Origin of the sequence: Lactobacillus apis (assembly GCF_003150935.1) — a bacterium.
Lineage (GTDB): Bacteria > Bacillota > Bacilli > Lactobacillales > Lactobacillaceae > Lactobacillus > Lactobacillus apis.
Genome location: NZ_CP029476.1, coordinates 1,084,062 through 1,102,459, shown reverse-complemented (window position 1 = coordinate 1,102,459; position 18,398 = coordinate 1,084,062). Strand labels below are relative to the sequence as shown.

The 18,398-nt window shown below is 36.4% G+C and carries 15 protein-coding genes and 1 pseudogene; 9 read left to right on the top strand and 7 right to left on the bottom strand.

Annotated elements, in window-relative coordinates:
* Positions 1-14: 14 nt before the first annotated feature.
* From DKL56_RS05305 to DKL56_RS05290, 4 genes are all read left to right on the top strand, one after another.
* Positions 15-656, top strand: coding sequence for a L,D-transpeptidase (locus DKL56_RS05305; RefSeq protein ID WP_109715679.1), 642 nt, complete (start codon positions 15-17; stop codon positions 654-656).
* 261 nt (positions 657-917) lie between these two features.
* Entirely contained in the window at positions 918-2,603 is a 1,686-nt protein-coding gene (gene argS / locus DKL56_RS05300; RefSeq protein WP_109715678.1) for an arginine--tRNA ligase, read from the top strand.
* A gap of 100 nt (positions 2,604-2,703) precedes the next feature.
* Positions 2,704-3,618, top strand: coding sequence for a class II fructose-1,6-bisphosphate aldolase (gene fba / locus DKL56_RS05295; RefSeq protein ID WP_109715677.1), 915 nt, complete (start codon positions 2,704-2,706; stop codon positions 3,616-3,618).
* A gap of 152 nt (positions 3,619-3,770) precedes the next feature.
* Positions 3,771-4,637, top strand: a complete 867-nt coding sequence (locus tag DKL56_RS05290) for an aldo/keto reductase (protein ID WP_109715676.1) — start codon at positions 3,771-3,773, stop codon at positions 4,635-4,637.
* Positions 4,638-4,736: 99 nt separating this feature from the next.
* Here the strand turns inward: DKL56_RS05290 and DKL56_RS05285 are convergent, their stop codons facing one another.
* Both DKL56_RS05285 and DKL56_RS05280 read right to left on the bottom strand, forming a co-directional pair.
* Positions 4,737-5,306 (bottom strand): histidine phosphatase family protein, encoded by a 570-nt coding sequence (locus DKL56_RS05285; RefSeq protein ID WP_109715675.1) that lies wholly within the window; start codon positions 5,304-5,306, stop codon positions 4,737-4,739.
* Positions 5,307-5,420: 114 nt separating this feature from the next.
* Positions 5,421-6,341: a LysR family transcriptional regulator gene (locus DKL56_RS05280; RefSeq protein ID WP_109715674.1), complete on the bottom strand. Its 921-nt coding sequence runs from the start codon at positions 6,339-6,341 to the stop codon at positions 5,421-5,423.
* Positions 6,342-6,455: 114 nt separating this feature from the next.
* Between DKL56_RS05280 and DKL56_RS05275 the strand changes: the two genes are divergently transcribed.
* A complete protein-coding gene (locus tag DKL56_RS05275) occupies positions 6,456-8,282 on the top strand; it encodes an FAD-binding protein (RefSeq protein WP_109715673.1) in 1,827 nt (608 codons plus the stop codon).
* A gap of 58 nt (positions 8,283-8,340) precedes the next feature.
* Here DKL56_RS05275 and DKL56_RS05270 read toward each other — a convergent pair whose 3' ends face one another.
* Entirely contained in the window at positions 8,341-9,711 is a 1,371-nt protein-coding gene (locus tag DKL56_RS05270; protein WP_109715672.1) for a serine hydrolase domain-containing protein, read from the bottom strand.
* Between the two features lie 189 nt (positions 9,712-9,900).
* Between DKL56_RS05270 and DKL56_RS05265 the strand changes: the two genes are divergently transcribed.
* Both DKL56_RS05265 and DKL56_RS05260 read left to right on the top strand, forming a co-directional pair.
* A complete protein-coding gene (locus tag DKL56_RS05265; RefSeq protein WP_109715671.1) occupies positions 9,901-11,679 on the top strand; it encodes an oligopeptide ABC transporter substrate-binding protein in 1,779 nt (592 codons plus the stop codon).
* Between the two features lie 35 nt (positions 11,680-11,714).
* The gene (locus tag DKL56_RS05260) at positions 11,715-12,629 is read left to right on the top strand and encodes a proline-specific peptidase family protein (protein WP_109715670.1); all 915 of its coding nucleotides are present in this window, start codon (positions 11,715-11,717) and stop codon (positions 12,627-12,629) included.
* Between the two features lie 115 nt (positions 12,630-12,744).
* On the opposite strand, the gene DKL56_RS05255 is transcribed toward DKL56_RS05260, so the two are convergent.
* The 3 genes and pseudogenes from DKL56_RS05255 to DKL56_RS05245 form a co-directional block, all read right to left on the bottom strand.
* Positions 12,745-13,566 (bottom strand): PTS system mannose/fructose/sorbose family transporter subunit IID, encoded by an 822-nt coding sequence (locus DKL56_RS05255; protein ID WP_082089553.1) that lies wholly within the window; start codon positions 13,564-13,566, stop codon positions 12,745-12,747.
* Positions 13,541-14,335, bottom strand: coding sequence for a PTS mannose/fructose/sorbose/N-acetylgalactosamine transporter subunit IIC (locus DKL56_RS05250; RefSeq protein WP_109715669.1), 795 nt, complete (start codon positions 14,333-14,335; stop codon positions 13,541-13,543). The genes DKL56_RS05255 and DKL56_RS05250 overlap by 26 nt, the downstream gene beginning before the upstream one ends.
* Before the next feature lies 1 nt (position 14,336).
* Positions 14,337-15,249: pseudogene (locus DKL56_RS05245) on the bottom strand (PTS sugar transporter subunit IIAB).
* Positions 15,250-15,429: 180 nt separating this feature from the next.
* Between DKL56_RS05245 and DKL56_RS05240 the strand changes: the two are divergent.
* The gene (locus tag DKL56_RS05240; RefSeq protein WP_109715668.1) at positions 15,430-16,674 is read left to right on the top strand and encodes an alpha-L-fucosidase; all 1,245 of its coding nucleotides are present in this window, start codon (positions 15,430-15,432) and stop codon (positions 16,672-16,674) included.
* 14 nt (positions 16,675-16,688) lie between these two features.
* The gene (locus tag DKL56_RS05235) at positions 16,689-17,405 is read left to right on the top strand and encodes a GntR family transcriptional regulator (RefSeq protein WP_109715667.1); all 717 of its coding nucleotides are present in this window, start codon (positions 16,689-16,691) and stop codon (positions 17,403-17,405) included.
* A gap of 48 nt (positions 17,406-17,453) precedes the next feature.
* On the opposite strand, the gene DKL56_RS05230 is transcribed toward DKL56_RS05235, so the two are convergent.
* On the bottom strand, positions 17,454-18,332 hold the full coding sequence (locus DKL56_RS05230) for an RluA family pseudouridine synthase (RefSeq protein WP_109715666.1): 879 nt from the start codon (positions 18,330-18,332) through the stop codon (positions 17,454-17,456).
* Positions 18,333-18,398 lie beyond the last annotated feature (66 nt).

Below are 18,398 nucleotides of genomic sequence, written 5' to 3'. Positions count from 1 at the left end.
GGAGGTCGGCTGACATGAAAGACAACTTATTAAAACCGCTCGCGACTTTTTTTATACTTTTGATTTGTGCGATTAGTTTGGCGCGCGTTTCAATGCCTCCAACACAAGAAAAGGCAAATTTGCCTCAAAAACAAAGTACGGCAACTAAGACCGCAGCTTCTTATCGTCCTTATAAAGACCCTAAAACTTTAAATGTGCCGATCAATTGGCGTAAACCAAGTCAAAGCATACCGTATCCCAAAGTTAAACGTCTTGAAAATGATTTAACGATTCGTGTCTCCTTAAAAGGGAATCGCGTTTATATTTTACGTGACAATCATGTTGTATACACAATGGTTTCAAGTGCAGGAAAGTATTACAATGGTAAGTCATATACGCCGACTGGTACATTTAAGATTCAGAATAATCGTGGGTCATCGTTTTACAATCCTAAATTAAATGAAGGTGCGAATTATTGGACAAGCTTTGACACTGACAATGTCTATTTATTTCATTCTGTTCCCGTCAAAACCAATGGCAAGTACAATAAAAAAGAAGCAAAAAAGTTGGGTATTAAGCCCTCATCACACGGTTGTATTAGATTAAGTGTGCCTGATGCATATTGGATAATGAAGCATGTACCGGCAAACACCGAAGTTATAATCAAAAACAATTAAAACGGTTGGCTTTAACAGTTTTTCCTGTTATAATCTGTTTTTGTAAGGTGTTAGGAGTAGTAAGTATCTTTTCCATTTTTAGCGAGTTCACGTTGGTGTAAGGTGAACTGGAGAAATAGCTGAAGGCGTGCCTAATAATATAAAAAGATAACAAATTAAATAAGCGGATACTTAGTGTCAATTAGAGTGGTACCGCGGGTAAAAACTCGTCTCTTCCTTTTAAGTAAGGAGGAGACTTTTTGTTTGATTTTGGAGGTAACGATGGACTTTAAAAATAAAGTAGTTGATTTGGTTTCAAGCCAAGTTGATCTGCCAAAAGATAAGATTAGTCAGTTAATCGAACGGCCTAAAAATGAAAAGATGGGTGATTATGCTTTTCCGGCTTTCGTCTTAGCAAAAACAATGCATAAAAATCCAGCAGAAATTGCAAAAGAAATCGCAGCTAATTTGACTAGTGCTGACTTTGCAAATATTCAGGCAGTTGGCCCTTATGTCAATTTTGCAATTGACCATGAAAAGCTAATCAGTCAAACTCTTGACGAGGTACTAAGTGAAAAAGAACACTATGGTGACCAGAAGTTAGGTGAAGGTAATGTTCCTATCGACATGTCAAGTCCTAATATTGCAAAACCAATGTCAATGGGCCATCTGCGTTCAACTGTGATTGGTAATTCAATTGCAGAAACAATGAAAAAGGTTGGTTACACACCAATCAAAATCAATTATCTTGGTGATTATGGTACCCAATTTGGTAAATTGATTTATGCATACAAGCGCTGGGGCAATGAAGAAGACGTCAAAAAAGACCCTATCATGAACTTGTTTAAGTACTATGTTAAATTCCATGAAGAAGCTGAAAAAGATCCCAAATTGGATGATGAAGGACGTGCTTGGTTTAAGAAGCTGGAGGACGGTGATCCTGAAGCAGTCGAATTATGGCAATGGTTCCGTGAGGTTTCTTTAGCTGACTTTAAGCGGATCTATAAAGAATTAGGCGTAGACTTTGATTCTTATAAAGGTGAAGCCTTTTTCAATGACAAAATGCAGCCTGTTATTGATGAATTGAAGGAAAAGGGCTTGTTGCACGAATCTCGCGGAGCCCAAGTTGTTGATATGGGTGAAGATGAAAACCCAGCTTTAATTGTTAAATCTGATGGTAGTAGTATTTATTTAACAAGAGATTTGGCAGCTGCAATTTATCGAATGAACACTTACCATTTTGTAAAAATGCTATATGTTGTTGGGAATGAGCAAGCACAACATTTCGTAGAATTAAAAACTGTTCTTAAGAAAATGGGTTATGACTGGGCAGATCGAATTCATCATGTTCCATTTGGCTTAATCACCCAAAATGGCAAAAAGCTTTCTACTAGAAAGGGTAATGTTGTTTTCCTTGATCAAGTTTTAGGGGATGCAGTTGACCTTGCGCGCAAGCAAATTGATCAAAAGAATCCTAACTTGGTTAATAAGGAACAAGTTGCGCATGATGTAGGTGTTGGTGCAGTTATTTTCCACGATTTGAAAAATGATCGAATTGAAAACTTTGATTTTGACTTGGATGAAGTTGTTCGTTTTGAAGGTGACACTGGTCCATACGTTCAATACACCAATGCGCGTGCTCAAAGTGTTTTACGCAAAGCTGCGAAGATGGGTCAAGAACCTAACCTTTCAAATAATAGTCTTAATGATGATTGGTCATTTAGCGTTGCTAAGGCTCTAGCCGATTTTCCTAGAATCATTGCACGTAGTAGTGACAAGTTTGAGCCTTCTATAATTGCTAAATATGCTTTAGATGTTGCGAAAAAGTTTAACAAGTACTACGCTAATGTTAAAATTTTGACTGAAGATGAGCAGATTAATAGTCGTTTAGCCTTGGTTGAAGCCACTTCAATTATTTTAACTGAAGCATTAAGATTATTAGGTGTAAATGCACCAAAAGAAATGTAAATTTTTTTGCAAAAATAGCGTTTACATTGATTAAAAGATTGCTCATCACTTCATTATTACGGTACAATGTGACTGTAAGATTAATAGGAGGTAATTATTAATGGCATATTTAGATAATGGTAACCAAATCTTTAAAGATGCGCGTGAAAACCATTATGCAGTAGGTGCTTATAACACTAACAATTTGGAATGGACTCGTGCAATTTTGCAAGCTGCTGAGGAAACTAGAACCCCAGTTTTAATCCAAGTTTCAATGGGTGCTGCTAAGTACATGGGTGGTTACAAGGTTGCTAAGGATATTGTTGAAGACTCAATGGATTCAATGAATATCTCAGTTCCAGTTGTTTTGAACTTGGACCACGGTGATTTTGAAGCTGCTAAGGAATGTATTGCACTTGGCTACTCATCAGTTATGTTTGATGGTCATGCTTTGTCAACTGAAGAAAACTTAGCTAAGACTAAGGAAATCGTTAAGTTGGCTCACGAACGCGGCATTTCAGTTGAAGCTGAAATCGGTAAGATTGGTGAAAACCAAGGTTCCGAAGGTGGAGAACTTGCTTCTGTTGAAGATGCAAAGGCATTTGCTGCTGCTGGCGTTGACAAGCTTGCTTGTGGTATTGGTAACATTCATGGTGTATACCCAGCTGACTGGAAGGGTCTTAACTTTGACCGTCTAAAGGAAATTGCTGATGCTGTTTCAGTTCCACTTGTATTACACGGTGGTTCAGGAATTCCTGAAGAACAAGTTAAGAAGGCTATTTCACTTGGTATTTCAAAGGTTAACATTAACACTGAATTCCAATTAGCATTCCAAGAAGCTACTCGTAAGTACTTCGAAGCTCACAAGGATGAAGACAAGGACAACAAGGGTTACGATCCTCGTAAGCTTCTTCTTCCTGGTACTGAAGCAATCACTGACTCAATGAAGGAAATGATTACTTGGTTAGGTACTCCATCAATCGACGACAAGATTAAGTCAGTTGCATTTGATAAGAGCTCATTAAACTTAGAATAATTAAGTTAGCTTAATATCTAAAAAAAGTCAGTTTAAAACTGGCTTTTTTTGTACTTCAAAAAGCTAGTTCTCTAATTTTTAAATGAGTGGAAAAATTCTTGACTTAAAGTGGGCTTTAAGAACTATACTCAAGAAAAACATATGGGAGGACAATTATGATTTTTGATGAAACATTTACACTTACTAATGGAGTAAAAATCCCTAAATTAGCTTTGGGAACTTGGGAAATTCCAGACGATGAAGTAGCTTCACCTGTAGCAGCCGCTTTAAAGATGGGATACCGTCATATCGATACCGCACAGGCTTATCATAATGAAAAAGGGGTTGGTCAAGGAATAAGAGAATCTGGCATTCAACGTGACCAAATTTTTGTTAATTCAAAAGTTGAGGCTGAAATCAAAAACTATCAAGAAGCGAAAAAGTCAATTGATGAAACTCTCACACGGATGGAACTTGATTACTTAGATATGATGATCATTCATAATCCGCAACCTTGGCGAGAAGTAAATCAATCTTCTGATCGTCATTTTGAAGGCAACTTAGAAACCTGGCGTGCTTTAGAGGATGCAATGAAAGAGGGTAAATTAAGAGCTATTGGTGTTTCAAGCTTTGAACCAGAGGATTTGAAAAATTTGATTGATAACAGTGATACTAAACCACTGGTAAATCAGATTTTGTGTCATATTGGAGCAACTCCTAAGAAGCTAATCGATTTTTGTCAAAAAAATGATATTGTAGTTGAATCATTTTCTCCAGTTGCACATGGAGAAGCTATGAATAACTCAACAATTAAAGAAATTGCAGATAAATATGATGTTTCTGTTGCTCAGTTGTGTATTCGTTATGATTGGCAGTTAAACACTGTAGTTCTGCCTAAAGCAAAAAATCCAGATCATATGAAGCAGGATGCAGCGCTGAATTTTGAAATAAGTGCTGAAGATATGTCCACTTTAGAGAATATCACTAGTTTTGATTACGGTTCTGCTGGGCATTTTCCAGTATTTGGTGGAAAAATGTAAAGCAAGAACGTAAATTTGCTAAGATGTAAAAAACTTTCTACATTTAATCATCTTAAATGTAGGAAGTTTTTTGCGTTAGGTTATAAAAAGTGCATGTAATTAGCAGCTTGGGTTAAAAAGCTCTTGTAAATAAAAAATATCGTTTTCAAATGTATATTTCAGCACTGAACAGTTTTTAATTCGATCTTTACGCGTAAAGGTGTTGTACTTTTCCCATTGTCGATAGAAGTTTGCAATAGCAGCCCCATGCGAAACGATTAAGATTTGTTCATTGCTAGACTCTGCAACTATTTTAGTAATGGCTTCATTGATTCTTCTAGTCAGCTGGACTTGGGATTCACCCCCAAATTGAACAAAGAAGTCATTATAAGGAAGAGGAGGATTTAAATGTTCACCCTCGCCCTCGTAAGTACCAAAGTTCCATTCACGTAAATCTTTATGAGTTGAAAAAGGCAATTCAGTGATTAACTTTAGAGTATCAACTGCTCGTTCTGAAGTAGAACAATGCGCTTCCTCTAAAGTAATCTGCTTGTGTTCAAAATATTCTTTTTTGGTAGTCAAAGCTTGCTTAATACCTAATTCGGTCAATGGTGAATCACAAAAGCCCTGAATTTTATGTTGAACATTAAACAAAGTTTGCCCATGACGTACCAAGTAAATTGTTTTCATAAATAAGTTACCTTTCTATTTTTCATTAATACGTAACACTCAGAGTTTATTATAATACTTTTGTTTTTAAAGATTATCGTAGCTTTTATACTGTACTCTAAATTAGTATAAAAACTAGTAAGTTAAGATTTTACTCGTAAAAGTTCTTTTCAGTATTTTGCTAACTTCATTAATTTCTTCTGCCAGCTGAATATTTGATGTATCAGTAGAAACCGCAAAATTGACATTAATCTCATTAACCGGCAACACAATATAATTGATATTGCTAAATCTATCATTTTTAACCATTTCAATACTAGTTGTCATGTTTCCCAATCCCTTGCTCGCTAGCTTAAGGGCAGTGAGCGAATCTCGAACGTGAATTTGTGGGTAAAAATGAAGTCCAATTTTATTAAAATAGTTATTAATAATTTCTTGATAATGGCGTTCACCATCAACAATAATAAAGTTTTCCAGGATGAGCTCATGAAGTTTGTTAAGAGAAAAAGGGATTTCTTTTTGGCAAGGCTGGTATAACTTTGAATTTCTACCTAAAACTAAAACTTGAGTATCTTTGTGCAGGCTTTGGCTCTTAATACTGGGAAGTTGAATAACGTTACCAACAAACAAGTCTAGTTGTTCATCTTTAAACGCTTTTTCTGCATCAGCTGTACTAAGTTCTAGCGTAGAAGTTCTTAAGTTAGGAAACTTCTCCAATAAAATTGGTAATATGGTTAGGTTAAAATTCTCTCCAAGTGGGGGAGTAATTCCCATTCGTAATGTGGGAAAAGAACTTTGCTCATATTTTCTCATTTTATTAGTTAATTCGTTTTGTAATTGTAAATCTTTGCGCAAATAAGTGATTAAAAGATGCCCTGCAGGGGTTAATTGTACCGGGTGAGAATTACGATTAATTAGAGTAACATTGTATTGTTTTTCATATTTTTTGATTACGCGACTGACGTAAGGCTGTGATAAATAAAGCTTTTGTGCTGCTTCGGAAAAAGACGTGCTGCTTTCAAGTGCTTCCAAAAAAGTTAATAGCCGACTATCCATTTTACTCACCTATTCCTATTTTGTAATAGTAATTTCAATAATTAAGTATTTCACATACTTTAAATTATAGTGTTAAATAAAAGAGTAAACAACAGTTTATCTAGGAGAATAAAAATGGTTAATAACGAAAAATTTCAATGGGATGCAGTATATGATGTAGCCGTTTTGGGCTTTGGTGGGGCAGGTGCAACTGCTGCTAGATTTGCCGCTGATAACGGTGCAAAAGTTCTTTTAGTAGATAGTGCCCCTGAGGGTCATGAAGGTGGTAATACAAGATATTCAGGTCAAATGGTTGGTGCTGGTACTGACTATGAAGCATTAAAGAACTACCATGAACATATGGCGGCACCGCTTAAGCCAGACAATGAAGCTTTTGAAAACTTGATTGAAGGTATGGCTAACATGGGAAACTATTTTAGAAAGTACTTAGATGTTGAGCCAGTAAGTATGAAAAAAATGCTCGCAGGAACGCCTTCAACAGCATACGTAACTGAATACCCTGAATTACCTAATGCAGATTCATATGACGACTATTTAGTTCACGAAGGCGTTGATGACGCAGCTTTGTGGAAGATTTTGAGACAAAAGGTCATTGATCGCTCAGATAAAATTGATATTTGGTATTCTTCTCCAGCTAAGCATTTAATTCAAGACGGTGTCTCAAAAACAGTTATTGGTGTTCAAATTGAACGTGATCATGTTTTAAGAAATATCAAAGTCAAGAATGGTGTAATTTTGGCTGTAGGTGGTTTCGAAAATAATAAAGAAATGATTCAAACGTTTTTGCAATCGCCTTATTTGTCACCAATTGGTTCCCTATATAATAAAGGTGACGGTATTAAAATGCTGCAAGAAGTAAATGCTCAATTGTGGAATATGCGATCATTTGAATCATTGGGACAATTCCACGGTTTATCATTGCGTCAAAAAGAGGGTGTTCGCTCAACTTACGCTTTGAATGTCTTTTGGCAAGAGAGTTCAACTGGTAGTGTCGTTGTAGTTGGTGATGATGGTACACGTTACTTTAACGAAGCCGAAATGAACCGTCATGGTCATATTTATAACCACGGCGACTGGGTTGTTCCACTAAATCAAGAGCGCCCATACATGATCTTTGATCAACAAAAATATAATGAACTAAAGAATGAACCTGATGATGGTCTAAAAGTTCCTGGTTACCTTGAAAAAGCCATTAAAGCAGAAACAATCGAAGAATTAGCAGAGAAAATTAATAAGAGTGCTACCAATTTGACTGAAACAATTGAAGAATTTAACTTTATGGCTGAACAAGGCAAGGATTATGCCTTTCATCGAAATCCAAAAACTTTGCGTAAATTTAGCGAAAATGGACCTTATTATGCAATTGCTTTAAGACAAAATATGCTTAATACGCAAGGTGGAGGAAGAAGAGACGGACACTGCCAAGTTCTTGATCCTAATAACCAACCAATTCCACACTTGTATGAAGCTGGAGAATTAGGTTCACCATTTGTTAATAAATATACTACTGGTGGTAATGTGGCGGATTGCTTGATTTCTGGTAAAATTGCTGGAGAAAACGCAGCAATGATTAAGCAGGATTTACCAGTTTCTGGTGGTATTGACCTTAACGAAGCAGTTGTAAATAGTAATTTTGATACAACCAGTGATGAGGACAAAGGACAATATTCTGTTGGTAAAAACCAATATTTAGGTTATAGCAACCAAGGAATGGGTGACGGTGTTGTTGTCCGGACTACAGTTGGTGATAATGGCCAGATTAAAAATGTTGAGATATTGAAACAAACTGAGAGTGATGACTATGGTCTAAAGGCAGTGAAAGAATTGCCACAAAAAATGGTCGAAGAAAACACGTATGATGTTGATGCAGTTTCTGGTGCTTCGCAAACTAGTCGCGCAATTAAGGAAGCAGTTAAGGACTCATTAGATAAAGTCAAATAAACTAGATGATTTTCTATATATAAAAAGGCACTGCAATTTGCAGCGCCTTTTTAGTTTTTTATTTTACTTTTGTAAATTCAGTTGGTTCTTTAAGTGCAGGATCAGATTGAAGTGCAATTTTATCTTTACCTAATGTAATTGGAATTAGGCCATGTTGATATAATCTTTCTTCAATGAACATTTTACCGTCTGCATTTTCAATTACTGGGTAATTCCATTTGCCAATAGTAGCTTTTAGTTCACCGTTTTCATCGCAGAGGGTAACCAAACCGTAACCTGGATTTTGATAATCACCAAGTAATTCAGCTGTTGCTTTTACCGCTTTTGGAGATGGTCCTTTAAGCTTAGCAATGTTATCTTCACGAGCACGATTTTTATCTGCCATGATTTTACTTACTTTGTCTGCCCAATCTGTATCATGAATTCCTAAAGTTTCGTCAATTGTTTGATAGCCAAGAGCAAAAATTGAATCTGTTGAATCCATATTGGTAGTAAAGACAAAGGCAAGGTCAAGGTCAGGAACAAAACCAAGGAATGAGCAATAACCAATGTATGAGCCACTGTGATAGAAGTATTTGTGACCCCGATAGTCTTCCATCATCATACCCAAACCATAAGCACCAAAGTTTGCCCCACCGTAAGGACGATTAGGTAACATAATTGATTGTGGTAAATAACGTTGTGCTGTCACTTCATCTTTGGTTGATTTTTGGGTTTTCAGTTGAAATTCTGCCCAAGTTAGCAAGTCAGAAATTGTAGCTAGCATACTGCTGGCACCACCAACTTTACCAGGTGCAATAAATGGTACTTCTTCTGTTACATCATTGTCTCTAATATATGGCTTAGGTATGCGGTCACGAGGAGCCTCATTATGGTTGATGTATGTGTCATTCATGTGTAGTGGCTTTAAAAGGTGTTCACGCTCATATGAACCGTAATCTTGACCGATTGCTTGTTCCATTACGTAGGTAGCCACAGCATAAACCAAGTTGCTGTATTGCATTTTTACACGCAATTCTTGATTGGGCTGTAAATAACCGACATGCTCTGCTTTTTCTTTTAATGAAAGATCATGTTTATTCATATTAGTAAAACGCATTAAATCATGTGCTGGTAAGCCACTTTGATGACTTAATGCATCCCTGAATGTTAAGTGATCTTCAACATATTTGTCGACCATTTTAAAGTCAGGCCAATATTTCTTTAATGGATCATCTAAGCTAATTTTGCCTTCATCAGCCAGTTGACAAATTGCTGTAGCTAAGAATGACTTAGAAATAGAAGCCAATGGATACAGACTATCTTCGTTTGCATCACCGTAGACGTGGCTGTAGCTTTCATTTTTGTGATATACACCAAAGCCTAGACTAGGTAAATTAAATTTATCCATTACTTTTTCAGCGAAATCAGTTATTTTTTGCTTTTCCATTACTACTCCTTTAAAAATTACCGGTACATTAGTGTAAACGTATCGATAAAAAACAGACTTTTATCACCATTTTACTCCTTTCTTTACTAAAATTAAATGTTATTTTTATAATTATGATGTAATAATTTTATTTCTATGATATATTTATTAATATTAATAAATTAAATTTATAAAGAAATGAGAAATAAGATGAAAAAAGCTAAACTATTTTCTTCAATTGGTATTTTGAGTTTGTCAGCATTTGCTTTAACTGCATGTGGTAAAGGCAATGACAACAACAGTGCTAATAATGATGACACCAAATCTGTAGCCAAGTTTCCAATGGAAACACCGAAAAAGGCAATTAAAAAGGGTGGCACTGTCAAAATTGCCGTTGAAACAGATACCCCATTTTCAGGTATCTTTTCTCAAGAATTATCTTCTGAAGATGTGGATTCAACAGTTGCTTCTCCTGGCCAGGAAACTTTGTTTGACAGTGATGACAATTATCGCGTTACGGACAAGGGTGCTGCTACACGTAAATTAGATCCAAAAAACAACACAATCACCATTAATATTAAAAAAGGTGTTAAATGGTCAGATGGTAAGCAAGTCGTTGCCAAGGACTATGAATATGCATATGAAATCCTAGCTAACAAGGATACGGCTTGCCAAAGATATAGTAGCCAATTTGAACTCTTAAAGGGCCTCAAAGAATACCATGAAGGTAAGGCTAAGACTATTTCTGGAATTGAAATGCCAGATGGAGAAAATGGCCGTAAGTTGATTCTTCACTTCACTGAATTAAGCCCAAGTATGTACAATGCGGGAAGTCGTTCACTTTGGGAAGGGGTTGAACCATACCACTACCTTAAAGACGTTCCATTTGCTAAATTAAAGTCATCTGACAAGATCAGAAAGAATCCATTATTCTTTGGTCCTTATAAGATGGAGAAACTTGTTCGTGGTCAATCAGCTACTTGGGTACCTAACGAATACTACTGGCGTGGTAAGCCTAACCTAGATAAGATTGTTGTTTCAGTTATTTCACCAAACTCTGCTTCACAAGCAATCAAGAGTCATAAGTTTGATGTAATCCCTGTAATTAACACGCAATGGCCACAAGTTAAGGAAACTAAAGACGTTAACTTCATTGCCCAAATTCCAATTGCATATCACTACTTAGGTTTTAAGGTTGGTAAATGGGATAGTAAGCTCAGCAAGAACGTTGAAAATCCAAAGGCTAAAATGAACAACAAGTATTTACGTCAGGCAATTGGATATGCAATGAACGTTGATGCAGTTAATAAACGCTACACTTATTCATTAACTTTCAGAGTGAAAACTCTTGTTCCGCAACAATTTGGTGACTTTTACGACAAGAGCGAAAAAGGTTTTGACTATAACTTAAAGAAAGCTAATGAAATTTTAGACAAGGCTGGTTATAAGAAGAAGGGTAAATGGCGTGTGCAACCTAACGGCAAGCCTTTAACTATTAATGTTGCTGCTATGAGTGGGGATGCAACTAAGGAACCAATCATCCAAAACTACATCCAACAATGGCATAAAGTAGGTTTGAATGTTCAATTAGCTACTGGCCGTTTAATCGAGCACAACTCGTTCTACGATAAGTTGCAACACGATGACAAGGGGATTGATATGTATATTGGTGGTTGGTCAACCCCTACGGAACCATCGCCAAACCCATATTACAGTGAAACTGCACCGTTTAATATGACTCGTTTTGTAACTGAAAAGAACAACAAGCTCTTGGAAGAAATGAATTCGCAAAAGGCTTTGAACCATAAATATCGTGTTCAAAAATTCCATGAATGGCAAAAATACATGAATGACGAAGCTTATGTAATTCCAATCGATAATTCATACCAAATTTCAGCAATTAACGATAAGATTACTGGTTATTCATTGAAGCCATCTGAGGGTAATAACGGTCACCCATTATGGTACAAAGTTGGTTACGCAAAATAAGATAAAAATAGGCTAGAAAGGGACTAGACTAACTAATGAGAACAGGTTCAAAAATTATCACTTTAGATAACGGCTATCACTTATGGACAAGTACCCAAGGTGAAGGCGATATCCATTTATTAGCATTACATGGAGGCCCAGGCGGCAATCATGAATATTGGGAAGACGCCGCAGATCAATTGGCTAAACAAGGACTTAATGTCCAAGTAACAATGTACGATCAATTGGGCTCACTTTATTCAGATCAACCCGATTATGATGATCCAGAGATTGCAGCTAAATACCTAACCTACGAATACTTTCTCGACGAAGTGGATGAGGTTCGGGACAAGCTTGGCCTTGATAATTGCTACTTGATTGGACAAAGCTGGGGCGGCTTGCTGGCGCAAGAATATGCGGTTAAATATGGTCAACACTTAAAAGGAACAATTATTTCTTCTATGGTTGATGATACAGATGACTATATTGAATCAATCAATCGTCGTAGACAAGAAATTTTTCCACAGTCAGAAATTGACTTTATGCGTGAATGTGAAGAAAACAATGACTATGACAATAAACGCTACCAAGAGGACGTTCAAATATTGAACATTAACTTCCTTGATCGTCGTCAGCCATGTAAGCTATATCATATTAAGCGGATTGGCGGATTGCCTGTATACCATGCTTTTCAAGGTGATAATGAATTTGTGGTAACTGGCAAATTGAAAGATTGGCACTTTAGAAAGTATTTAAAAGAAATCAAAATGCCAACATTATTAACCTTTGGTGAAGAGGATACAATGCCTTTAGAAACAGCAAGAATCATGCAAAAAGAAATTCCTAATTCTCGCTTAGTTACTACACCGAATGCGGGACATCACCATATGGTTGATAATCCAGATGTTTACTACAGACATGTAGCTGATTTTATCCGTGAAGTTGAAGCTGGCACTTTTAAGGGGGAATAACCGCTTATATAACTGCTCGAGCTAAAGATAAATAAAACAAAAGAAACCGTGAGTCGATTGACTTACGGTTTCTTTTACTTTTTGCTTAACTAGTATCTATTCTTTTGACTCGTTTTTATTTACCAATTATGCCGAATCCACCTAAAATAATTCCGGCAATCAAAACGGTAATAATCAATTTAGTTGAAGTCATTTTCTTCTTGCCGAGAAGCCAGTAGCAGACTGCAACTAATAGTACTGGAACAAGGGAAGGCATGATTTGATCTAAAATTGATTGTGCTTTTAGAACAACTTTACCTGTTTTAAAGACTAATGGTACATTTGCATTAACAACTGTTGGAATCAGAGCCCCTACAACTGTTACTCCGAGTAAAATTGCTGCATCAGTTAGTCTGTTTAATTTATTTCCTGCTGCATAAATTAATTTCTCACCTTGCGAATATCCCATCGGAAGTAGGGCAAAACGTAAGAACAGAACAACAAAGTTTGCTATCAGCCAAATGATTGCACCAATTGGATTTCCTTTTAGTCCCATATATGAAGCAATTGAACCGAAAATTGTTGGTAGAATAACACCAAAAATTGTATCACCGACACCAGCAAATGAGCCCATCAGACCAGCTTTTAAACCGGCAATTGCTTCTTCAGCTTTCCGTCCTTCTTTTTCTTCAATGGCCATATCCATTCCGACAATAAACCCACCGACGTATGCGTTCGTGTTGAAGAACTGGTTGTGAAGTTTCATCATTGCAACACGATCTTCTTTTTCAGGATAGAGTTTTTGAATTGTTGGTAACATTGTGTAAAGATATCCAGTCGACATCATTCGCTCATAGTTCCAACAGATTTGGCTGCTCCACAACCAACGCCAGTTTGCGCGGAATAAATCTTTCTTAGTTATTTTTTGGGAATTAGTCTTCATATTCGCCGAGTTCATTTTCATGTCCTCCTTCAGTTTGAGTAGTTGTTGCTTCCTTAGTTTCACTTTGTTTGTAATAGATAATTGCCATTGCTGCACCAATAATTGCCACACCAAGCATTGGTACTTTGATATATGCAGCTAAAAAGAAACCAATTAATAGGTAAGCAATAAAACGTTTAGTAGGTAAAAATCTAAGTAAAATTGCAATTCCGACAACTGGTAAAATTCCACCGGCTGCGGATAAACCATTAGTTAGCCATTGAGGCATAGAGTTAACTACAACCTGAATTGTGTTTTTACCAACTAATAACATCAAAAGTACCGGTAGTGCACGTGATAATCCCCAAGGAAACATCCCGTAAATAATATTATGGGCAACGCCGTTTTCATTATCTTCTTCAATCATCTTATCTACTCGATGTAAAAAGAATGTATTAGTGAAACGGGCCAGAACATCTAATTGAACCATTAAAAGGCCGACAGGGACTGCTAGACCAATTGCAAAGCTAACACCTTTGTTGCTCATAACCGCGTAGGCAGTGCCGACAATAGCCCCAGTCATAAAGTCTGGCATACTAGCACCGCCATAAGTACCGACACCCAACACCATTAATTGAAGCGTCGCGCCCACAACTAAGCCTGTCTTTATATCACCCATAATAAGTCCAGCTACAAGACCAATTAAAAGCGGATAATTACATAATATTGCAACTGTAAGTTGGTCAATAATCATCCAAAAAGCAAGTGCTGTTAATAGTAAAATTTGCCACCATGTGATTGCCATTTTAGTTCTCCTTCTTATTTAACATTGAAATAAATGGCTCTTGTTTATCGTTCGGAACCATTTGATGATAAAATTCAATTCCTTTTTCTGCCATCTGATTAAAGGTAGCAGTGTCCTCGTCAGTAACAGCAACACTTTTAGCAACTTGACGCGCTCCCTGAGACATTGACATGTTACCAACATTTACTGCCGGAAGCTTAACACCAGCGGATACAAGCTGTGCCAAGATTTGCGGCTTTTTTAACGAGTAAAAGAACTCTTTGACCGTTATATTGCCCACTATTGATTCGTTCTGCAGCTCCCTTAGCTGTAAGAATACTTAAGTGAATCCCAGCTGGAACAGCCGTTTTTAAGGTTGCCTTTTGCACCTTACTGGTAACAATTTGATCGTCAACGACCATGATTCTCGTCGTATTAAGACTTCTAGTCCACATGGTAGCAACTTGACCATGAATTAAGCGCGAATCAATTCTTACATTGACTAGAGGGTTACCAGTATTTACAGGAGCAGTTTCTTTATTGGGTGCTGCGGACTGCTTTTTAGGTTTCTTTTTGATGTTTGACGCCATTAATTCAATTGTTTGACTGATTGCTTCTTCAGCAGGAGTTCCTGTTGCCAGTGATAAGGTCAACATAAGGGAAAGTCCGGAATATAGTTTGACGTCAGGATGTTCTGCAATAAAAGTATTTGCTGCGTTTGCTGGTGTACCGTTTGGAATATCAGCAATAATTACGACTTCCTCAGCAGAATCTTGTCTGCCCTGATAAATATCTTCATAGCATTTGACGACATCATCAATGCCCATCGGATCTTTAAAAGAAACTGTTGCGAAATTAGTTAATTCGCCTGTAATCATTTCACAGCTCTTAAGCGTTTGTTTTGCATAGTCACCATGACTTGCTAAGATATACATATAAAAATCACTCTCCTTCAACTTAATGCGTTAACTTGGTTAAAAGATAAATATTAATTCTAAATGAAAGCAATTGCAATAGCTTTATAACAATATTTTATAAAAGCAGCTATGGACTTTTATATTTCTTAGTGTTTAACTTAATGTGTTAAATATTGAAATGGATTGGGAGGAATAAACATGGTAGAAGCTTTGACTAGAATTAAGCAATATGAAGACTTGGGGTTAGGCTTATTTATTCATTGGGGCTTATATTCGCAATTAGAAGTCGGAGAGTGGACAGAATATATCCATCATCGAGATAAAGCAGAGTATGAGCATTTAATTAACAATTTTTCTGCTAAAGATTTTGATGCCGAGCAAATTGTTCTGTCTGCTAAAAAAATGGGTGCTAAGTATATTGTTTTAACAACCAAGCACCACGAAGGCTTTTTCCTGTATGATACCCAAGGACTATCTGAGTTTGATGCAATGCACAGTCCTGCCCATAGAGACTTGATTCGAGAGTTTATTGATGCCTGCCATAAATATAATGTTCAGCCTTTTTTATACATGGCGACATATGATTGGCATAATGAACTGTATGAAACTGACTTCAATAAGTATTTAGATTATCTATTAAAATCCGTTGAAATTTTGTGCAAGAATTATGGCTCAATTGGAGGATTTTGGTTTGATGGTGATTGGAATAAAAAAGAGGCTAATTGGAAATTAGATCGTTTATATGGAACAATCAGAAAATATCAGCCTAACGCAATAATTGTTAACAATACAGGTTTAAAAAACAGAGGAAAGATAAGTAATCCTGAAATTGATGTTGTGACATATGAGCGAAAAACGCCAGATCAAGTTAATCATGGTTTCCAAGATAAATATGTTGCTGGGGAAGCCTCAGTAACAATGAATAAACATTGGGGCTATGCAAGAGATGACTTAAACTTCAAATCTACAAAAGAGCTAATTGAAAATATTGTTCATGCTCGTGGCATTGGAGCTAACATTTTACTTAACATTGGCTTAACTGGAACTGGACAAATTCCGTTAATGAATCAAGCCGTTATGGAACAAATCGGCAAATGGACAAAGATGGCGGGGCAAAGTATCTATACCTCACGACCTTCTTCTGCAATCAAGGCGAGCGGAAACGATAAAGATATTGCTCTGATAGATAAAAATACTCTATATTTGTTTTTACATGATTTAGAAATTGTTGGCGATGATAATGTAGTTTTAGGCGGAGAAGGTATCAATTTACGTTCATTTAGTGGTATATTCAAACAGATAGAAAAAATAACTTGGCTAGATGATCAAAAAGAACTTCCTTTTATGCAAGATGTTGATAGAGGAACGCTTACGGTGGACATAGGTGGTTACACTTATGGGACAGATTGGTGTGTAAGAATAGCCAAGGTTTCCTTTAAATAAAGCCGGTGAAATTGATGTCAAAATATCAAGATATTGTTTTAAAATTGGTTGAAAAGTTAGATAATGGATGGCTGAATCCTGGTGATCGTTTCTATAGTGAAGCAGAAATCAGTCGAATTTATCATGTTAGCTCTACGACCGCAGTAAAAGTTCTAAATACCTTAGAACAACAAAATAAGGTAACTCGAGTTCAAGGAAGTGGGACTTTTGTAGCAAAAGAAGCACATAAGCAGGTTGCAATGCTCACGGATTTGAACTTGGCTGAGGGGCAAACTGAAAGTGTTAAAGTACTTTTAGTAAGAATGGGCGATGATCAAGATGTGCTGCAAAAACTTCATTCCGATGAGATTAACAATTATCTTGAAGTAAGACGTTTACGCTATATTGGTAAAAAAGTAAGTCAATATTCAATTAGTTATCTAAATCCAAATTATTTAAATACTGATGAATTGGATAACTTGTCATTGTTCAATTCAATTTACCAAAAGGTTAGGGATGACTCTAAAATTGATCCTTTTGAATTGCCATTTAAACAAAAAAATTGGGCAAAAACTGTTTCCGATAAAGAAATATTGCAGTACTTCACACAAGAAGCAAAACAACTTTTTATTTATCAGGAACGAGAAACTTATTTGCCACTAGTTTCTGGTGAACTACTTGAATATACAATTAGCTATAAACTACCTGAATTCTGGGGTTATGAGGCAACTGCAACAGCTTATCGCCAGTAACTCTTACATCTAAATTAATAGAAAACAAAAAACTAAATCAAAAATGATTTAGTTTTTTGCTTTTTTAAGTAAAAGCACTTTTTCGACAGGTAATTTGACCCTCAGTTCGTCTAATGTGAAAGGTACTTGTAAAGAAATCTGATATGCGGTTAAGTGGAGAAACTCGTCTTTTTTATCATTTCGGTTATAGAGTGGATCACCTATAATTGGACAACCAATTGCGGCAAGATGGACGCGAATTTGGTGTGTGCGTCCAGTTTCCAATGTTAATTTAACTAAAGCTGTATTGTTGTCATAGCGCTTCAAAACTTGATAGTGTGTGATTGATTTCAGTCCGTCACTAACGACTTTGCGCTTACGTTGATCAAATGGATCATGTCCAATGGGTAGGTCAATTGTTCCGCTATCATCAATTGCTTTTTCTAGATTAACAACTGCTAAATATTCACGGTGAAAGGCCTTGGTAACTAATTCACGGTTTAGAATAGGCACAACTGCTGGATTTTTGGCAACGAGGAGCAGCCCACTCGTCAACATGTCTAAACGATGTACAATAAAGGGAGAAAAGCCCAGATAGGTGGCGCAATCATTTAGGGCAGTGTTAGTTTCAAACAAGTTAGGATGAGTTTTTTGACCAGCTGGTTTGTTAATTATTATGAAATTTGGATTTTCGTAGATTATTTCCGGTATTTTATCACTAGGTGCATATTCATTTTGCGCTGTTTCAACGTGGTCTAACCAAAGTTCGACTTTATCGTTAGGATAGACCGCTTGATTGAAATACCGATAAGCACCATTAATTATTATCTTTTGTTCGGTACGCAAAAAATGACGCCATTTGCGTGGAATTAGTAATTGACGTAACAAGTCGTTTACTGAACAGGGTTCATGATTTGTTGGAATGTTAAATGTAAAGTAATAGCTCATAAATATTTGTTAAATCTTCTTGAAAATAAAGGGAAGCCTTGTTAATATGATAAAATTTTAGTTGTT

What these genes read in the sequence shown, in the direction of transcription:
- DKL56_RS05305 (WP_109715679.1), top strand. Translation starts at nt 15, where the DNA reads ATGAAAGACAACTTATTAAAACCGCTCGCGACTTTTTTTATACTTTTG.
- argS (WP_109715678.1), top strand. Translation starts at nt 918, where the DNA reads ATGGACTTTAAAAATAAAGTAGTTGATTTGGTTTCAAGCCAAGTTGAT.
- fba (WP_109715677.1), top strand. Translation starts at nt 2,704, where the DNA reads ATGGCATATTTAGATAATGGTAACCAAATCTTTAAAGATGCGCGTGAA.
- DKL56_RS05285 (WP_109715675.1), bottom strand. Translation starts at nt 5,306, where the DNA reads ATGAAAACAATTTACTTGGTACGTCATGGGCAAACTTTGTTTAATGTT.
- DKL56_RS05280 (WP_109715674.1), bottom strand. Translation starts at nt 6,341, where the DNA reads ATGGATAGTCGGCTATTAACTTTTTTGGAAGCACTTGAAAGCAGCACG.
- DKL56_RS05275 (WP_109715673.1), top strand. Translation starts at nt 6,456, where the DNA reads ATGGTTAATAACGAAAAATTTCAATGGGATGCAGTATATGATGTAGCC.
- DKL56_RS05270 (WP_109715672.1), bottom strand. Translation starts at nt 9,711, where the DNA reads ATGGAAAAGCAAAAAATAACTGATTTCGCTGAAAAAGTAATGGATAAA.
- DKL56_RS05265 (WP_109715671.1), top strand. Translation starts at nt 9,901, where the DNA reads ATGAAAAAAGCTAAACTATTTTCTTCAATTGGTATTTTGAGTTTGTCA.
- DKL56_RS05260 (WP_109715670.1), top strand. Translation starts at nt 11,715, where the DNA reads ATGAGAACAGGTTCAAAAATTATCACTTTAGATAACGGCTATCACTTA.
- DKL56_RS05255 (WP_082089553.1), bottom strand. Translation starts at nt 13,566, where the DNA reads ATGAACTCGGCGAATATGAAGACTAATTCCCAAAAAATAACTAAGAAA.
- DKL56_RS05250 (WP_109715669.1), bottom strand. Translation starts at nt 14,335, where the DNA reads ATGGCAATCACATGGTGGCAAATTTTACTATTAACAGCACTTGCTTTT.
- DKL56_RS05240 (WP_109715668.1), top strand. Translation starts at nt 15,430, where the DNA reads ATGGTAGAAGCTTTGACTAGAATTAAGCAATATGAAGACTTGGGGTTA.
- DKL56_RS05235 (WP_109715667.1), top strand. Translation starts at nt 16,689, where the DNA reads ATGTCAAAATATCAAGATATTGTTTTAAAATTGGTTGAAAAGTTAGAT.
- DKL56_RS05230 (WP_109715666.1), bottom strand. Translation starts at nt 18,332, where the DNA reads ATGAGCTATTACTTTACATTTAACATTCCAACAAATCATGAACCCTGT.